The sequence below is a fragment of the Ligilactobacillus murinus DSM 20452 = NBRC 14221 genome (assembly GCF_001591685.1).
GTDB classification, from domain to species: Bacteria; Bacillota; Bacilli; order Lactobacillales; family Lactobacillaceae; genus Ligilactobacillus; species Ligilactobacillus murinus.
This window is the reverse complement of sequence record NZ_BCVJ01000073.1, coordinates 1-5,523: the sequence shown is the minus strand read 5'-3', so window position 1 is coordinate 5,523 and position 5,523 is coordinate 1. Positions and strand designations below refer to the sequence as shown.

Here is a 5,523-nt window from a genome sequence, read left to right as displayed (position 1 = left end):
TCTGTAAATATTTAGACTGGAGGATATGATGAAATAAGCTAAACATCCAAAAAGTCAACGAGCTACTCATAGAATTCTATGATCTTCTAGACCATCAAGTGGCTAAAACAACTATTCAAAATAATAAATATGTCAGATAAACTTTCTACCCAGTATGCTGAGGTACCTGAACCAATCGAGGCACTGTAAAGAGAGTTTTCGAGGATGTCACTTGCTAAACAGGCAGAAATTACCCGCACTCAGTAGGAAATGATCTCTCAGTTAATGGCTTTTACCAGAAAATCTTTTCAAAAAGGATTTGAGGTCTTAGGGATGGTGGGCGTTTGTTTTGGATAAGAAAATACCTGATTGAATTTCAAAAATTTGGTCGGGTATTTTTTCGTGTAAAATTACATGTATAAATACGTTGAAGACCGCTATATCAACTGCAAGATGCATTTTATATAATTTGGGATGTATTAATGCTAGGGAGTTTATCATTATGGATAAAGAAGAAATCGATATTGAGGCATTGCACTCATTTTATAAGGAATTGCAGAATTTGATCGGTCTAGAAAGCATGTTGAAGGTCCATGATCACTATAAAGGCTCGCAATTAGTGATCCCAAGCCATCTCTATGACCGTAAGATTGCTGCGACAAAAATCATTGAGCAATATAATGGACGTAATTCACGTGAACTGGCGCGCAAGTACGGTTATTCTCAAAAATGGGTCTCAGACAATTTGCGTAAAGCTCGTGAAAAAGGCACACCAGTAGCAGATTGCAAAAAATAGGCAACCTAAAATAAATTTAAAAAAATATATTTATTGTTGCCAAATTCATAGAATATGCCAAATATAAGGTTGATAAATTAGGATTTATCGAGATAATTTCCAAGGCGAAAATTTATGAAAATGCCAGTCGAAATGTCAGCAAATAAGGGTATACAATTAAAATAAGATTAATTTTGCGGAGTGCACCATGATTTCGGATTATAAGAAGACATATCAAGAGATGGCAGCCCTGATTGGAGAACAACGGAATTTATCAGCTATTCTACGAGCTGTTTGGCGAGCGGATGGTCAATCTGGTTACGGATGATCAGTCAGATAAATGAAGATGATCAATGAGGCTTTAGCAGATTTGCTAGAGCCTTTTTTGTGCAGTGAAAAAAGTTATTCTTTTTTCACTAGATGACACTATATGTCTATTTATCAGTGGATAATATAAAACATAAGGTGATTAAAAGTGTAGTGGTAGTTTTGATTGCTGAATCACTAGGTAATGCATTGAATGACATCTGATGGATATTGAGCAGGGATAGATAATAGAAAATATAGTGAAAAAATTTAATAACTGGGTTTTATGGAACTTTTGAAGATGTTTTCAGTAGAAAAGTCTTTAAAAGTATGAGAAAATTAAATTATTATTAATAAAGTAAAAATCTTAATAAGGAAGTTGGGTGGTATATATGTATGAAGCAATATTAGAAGATGATTTTTTCAAGAATATGAATACAAAAGATGAATATAATACTGACAACCAGCAGATGGAGTCTTTTTGGTCAGTTCTCAAAAATCAATTAACTACAGAAACAGTTCAACGTTTTGGAATCGAAAAGGTTTTGAATGCTCTTGAAGGAACAGGGGGACTTTCTGATTATAAAGATGGTGGCAATGTAAGTACGATTCATAATGCTAAAAAAGGTGTCTTTGTAGATAATGAACATGAGCGTCGTTTCAATGCTACATATAATCGGAAAAACTACGAAGGTCGTGGCGACCGTAAATTAAGTACGCAACGAAAGAAAATGTTTACGGAAAATGAAGAAATCTATGATGCCTATACACATAAAAAACTCAATAAGGATGGTAGAACTCATATTGACCATATTACATCAGCTAAAGAGATTCATGAGATGGACGCGGCCAGACTTTATATGACAGATGATGAAAGAAATGATATGGCAACAGCTGATAGTAACATGGCAGCAATTGATGGCAGGATGAATCAATCAAAAGGTGAAACATCTATGGAAGAGTGGCTCAAAAAAGAAAAAGATGGCCAAACTAATGCCGAACGCTATGGTATTGATGAAGCCGAGGCAATGAGATTGCGTAGGAAATCACAATTGCATATTAAAGGCAAAGTTGTCTTAGCTGCTGGAAGAGAAGTAAGTATGGCTAGCTTCAGTTCAGGTATAGCTCAAGCAAAAAAACAAGTTATCGGTTTGCTAATGCACTATGGGACAAGCATTTTTATTGAAGAAATGCAATCCTATGCAGCAAATTGGAAAAATTATAATCGAATATCTGAGCGTTTATTTGCTTTAAAAGACATGGGTATTCGCATAAAAAATCGTCTGATCGAAAAAGCTAAAGATATCAAAAATATCATCAAAGAAATTTTTACTAGTGCTAAAGAGGGATTTATTAGTGGTATCGTTGGGACTATTGTAACAACATTGATCAATATGGTTGCAACGACTATAAAAAGTGTGGGTAAAATTCTACAAGATAGCGTTACGACTTTAATTAGTGCATTTAAAATGTGGACTAAAAATCCAAATAACTTAGATAAGGCGACTTTAGTTAAAGAAACAATTAAAATGATTTCTTTGGGGGTATCAGCATCTATCGGAATTATTGCTGAAGAGGGGATCAAGAAAGCTTTGACACCGACCGCATTAAGTATGGTTGCTGAACCTATAGGAATTATTGGAGGAATTTTAATTACTGGTTCTTGTTCAGCATTGTTGATTTATGTCATGGACAATTTTGGCAAAATCATGAAGAAATTTAAAGACGCTTGGAATGGCATAATGTATGGGCTTCAGCGTACTAAGAGAGAAATCCTAGAGACTTATAGTAAGGCTTTGGCAGCTGTAGATGAAGTGTATAGAGGAATTCTTAGTGATATTAAAGATTATTATGACAAGATGGATAATTTAGCATTACTTGCTCACGATATGAATCTTTCGGGGGAAGAGCAAATTTCTGCAAGTATCGCATATGCAAGAGCATGGGGTGTAGATGATAGTGAGTTGTTTCATAATGTAGATGAAGCTAAAAAATTCTTTTTAGGATAAGGAGAGATCGATATGTTTAACAGTGGTTTAAGAAAAGAAGCACAAAGAGATTTAGAAGTAGCAGTAGAAGATTATGAAAAAAAAGTAGAGACACGTCAGAAGAAATTGGAAGAACTATATAATTCACGAACACAGCTAAAAAAGCAATTGCAATATGCCATTGAGTACATTGATGGATTGGCAAATAAACCAGTTGGAATAAATGCTGATATGAAGGAAGTTAAGATACAATACACGCGTTTTGAGAATCTTCTTATTGCTGCAAAAAAACAATACGATGAAGATCTAAAGGCTGCTGGTGGAACAGTAGCAGGTGGTGTAGCAGCTGGTGTTGGTGTAGCAGCTTTGGCACCAACAGCAGCGATGGCTATTGCTACGACGTTCGGAACGGCCTCTACTGGAGTGGCAATATCTACTTTGTCTGGAGCGGCAGCTACTAATGCAGCTTTAGCTTGGTTAGGTGGAGGTGCGATAGCAGCTGGTGGTTCAGGAATGGCAGGGGGATCAGCTTTATTAGCAGCAGCTGGACCAATCGGCTGGACGATCGGCGGTGCAGCTTTGATAGGTGGTGGTCTATTAGCCAATGGGAAAAATAAAAAGGCTGCTGAGCAAATGAGGAAACAAACTGTTGAAGTGAAAGCTGCTGAAAAAGGTGAGAATACACTGATTTATGAAACAGATAGAGTAATTAACCTTACCAACGGTGATAGTGATTACATCCGAAGTGGCTTGCAAGTGTTTACTACATCCTATCCGAATAATGCTCGAGAGTTTTCAAATGAACAATGGCAAAACATTATAGCTTTTGTTCATGATATGAAGGCTAGTGCGAAAAGTTTGAACTGGGTATTAGGTGAAGATAGAAAGTTTCACGCTCAAGATTGAGTATTAAATGATTTGAAAAATTAGGTAAAAATAGATTGAAAGAATGTGAGGGTTATAAGATGGGGTTATTTGATAGTATTAAAAAACTTGCCAATGAAATTGTGGATGACGAAATTTGTCCACTTGGTGAGAATGTACAGAATATTGAATTAAAGAAACATTTTGCACATTCTCTTAAAAATGCGATGGTGTCCAATTTATCAACAGAAGATATTGAACATAAAAAAATCGATAATTTACGTGAGATTTTTGGAGTTGACTATAAAGATTTGTTGTTTTTTGTTGATACTACTAAAATAAGAAATAATGGTGGTTTGGGTGTGGGGGCAACCGATGAATTTATCTTTTGGAAATTCAAAGATAATATGATGCTCCAAAAATTATCACTACAAAGTATGCTATGTAGTTATATTGACTTTGGTGGATTAATTAACATTTTTCCTGATTTAAATGGAAAAGGAAAAGTTGAATTTGATGATTTATATATAGGTGAATATGGAGAAGTTTTTGAGGCTGTAATATCTGCAATTAAGAAAGATGAAAGTATTTTAGAAAGTTGTCAAAATATTTTTTCAAATGTATTGAAGGGGAACTACTCGGCAATCGAGTTAGAAAAGTTAGATCATATAACTTTTTTAAATCAGGAACAACATGAGCTACTTGCAGAAAGGATAGTAGATGCAGCAATTGCAGAAGCGGATTTACAAAGATTGAGATATGGAGCTTATAAACTTAAGAAACGAAATGAAGAAAGATTTGAAGAGTTTAGAGCAAAAATATTAGTATTTATTTCTAATACTATTTCAGATGGTGATAATTTAGCTACTTATGAAATGGAAACTGCTTTGGAGTTTCTGAATGATTTTGATAGTAAAAATGAATATACTCTAGAAAAATTAAAGCTTATGCTAAATTTAGGGAAGAGCAAAGAAGCTCAATTAATTGCGTATTTAGAGTTACCAAAGGAACAAAGCGAGAGATTTTTGATTGATTCCTTCAAAAAAGATTTTGATTTGATCAATGAGATAGAAAATAGTATTGATAATGAATCGAAGGAAATCTTTTCGGACAATCTTGAATATGCAAATACGTATCTAAATGGTGGTTTATTACCAGTAGAATATGCTGCATTGAAAGCTAAGACAAAGAGTTATATCAAGTATTTACTAGAAATAACTGATATGAGTAAATCAAGTTTAAACATATACGGATTTAAACTTAGTGAAATTATTGCGCGGCAAAACTCTATTGAGTACTTTAACGCACTTGTTGATGTTGATGATAAGCGACCAACTGCCGGTATCGGATCATGGATCTCAAAAGGTGGTGCGGCAGTATTTGATAAAGCACTTGAAGCTTCAGCTTATGGTGGAAACTTGCCATCTGAATCCGCAGTTGAGGCAAGTGTAAAGTGGAAAGAAAAGAACAAGGAAAATGATCAAGAATTAGAGCGAAAAAAACAGGAATGGGATATGAAGCGGCGTGAACAAATGCTGAGTGATCGTAAATCATTCTATTTGAAGCTTCTAAAACCAAGAATCATAGAAGAAAATGTGTACGATATTTTGA

At 34.7% G+C, this 5,523-nt stretch carries 4 protein-coding genes; all 4 read left to right on the top strand.

Annotated elements, in window-relative coordinates; genetic code table 11:
* The first annotated feature begins 481 nt into the window (after positions 1-481).
* Positions 482-775: a Mor transcription activator family protein gene (locus LMU01S_RS09410; RefSeq protein ID WP_056957980.1), complete on the top strand. Its 294-nt coding sequence runs from the start codon at positions 482-484 to the stop codon at positions 773-775.
* Between the two features lie 677 nt (positions 776-1,452).
* A complete protein-coding gene (locus LMU01S_RS09405) occupies positions 1,453-3,069 on the top strand; it encodes a hypothetical protein (protein ID WP_156470413.1) in 1,617 nt (538 codons plus the stop codon).
* 12 nt (positions 3,070-3,081) lie between these two features.
* Positions 3,082-3,954 carry a hypothetical protein gene (locus LMU01S_RS09400; RefSeq protein ID WP_056957975.1) on the top strand — a complete coding sequence of 291 codons (873 nt, stop codon included), beginning with the start codon at positions 3,082-3,084 and terminating at the stop codon, positions 3,952-3,954.
* Positions 3,955-4,013: 59 nt separating this feature from the next.
* The coding region (locus tag LMU01S_RS09395) for a hypothetical protein (RefSeq protein ID WP_156470412.1) at positions 4,014-5,523 on the top strand (1,510 nt) is incomplete at its 3' end.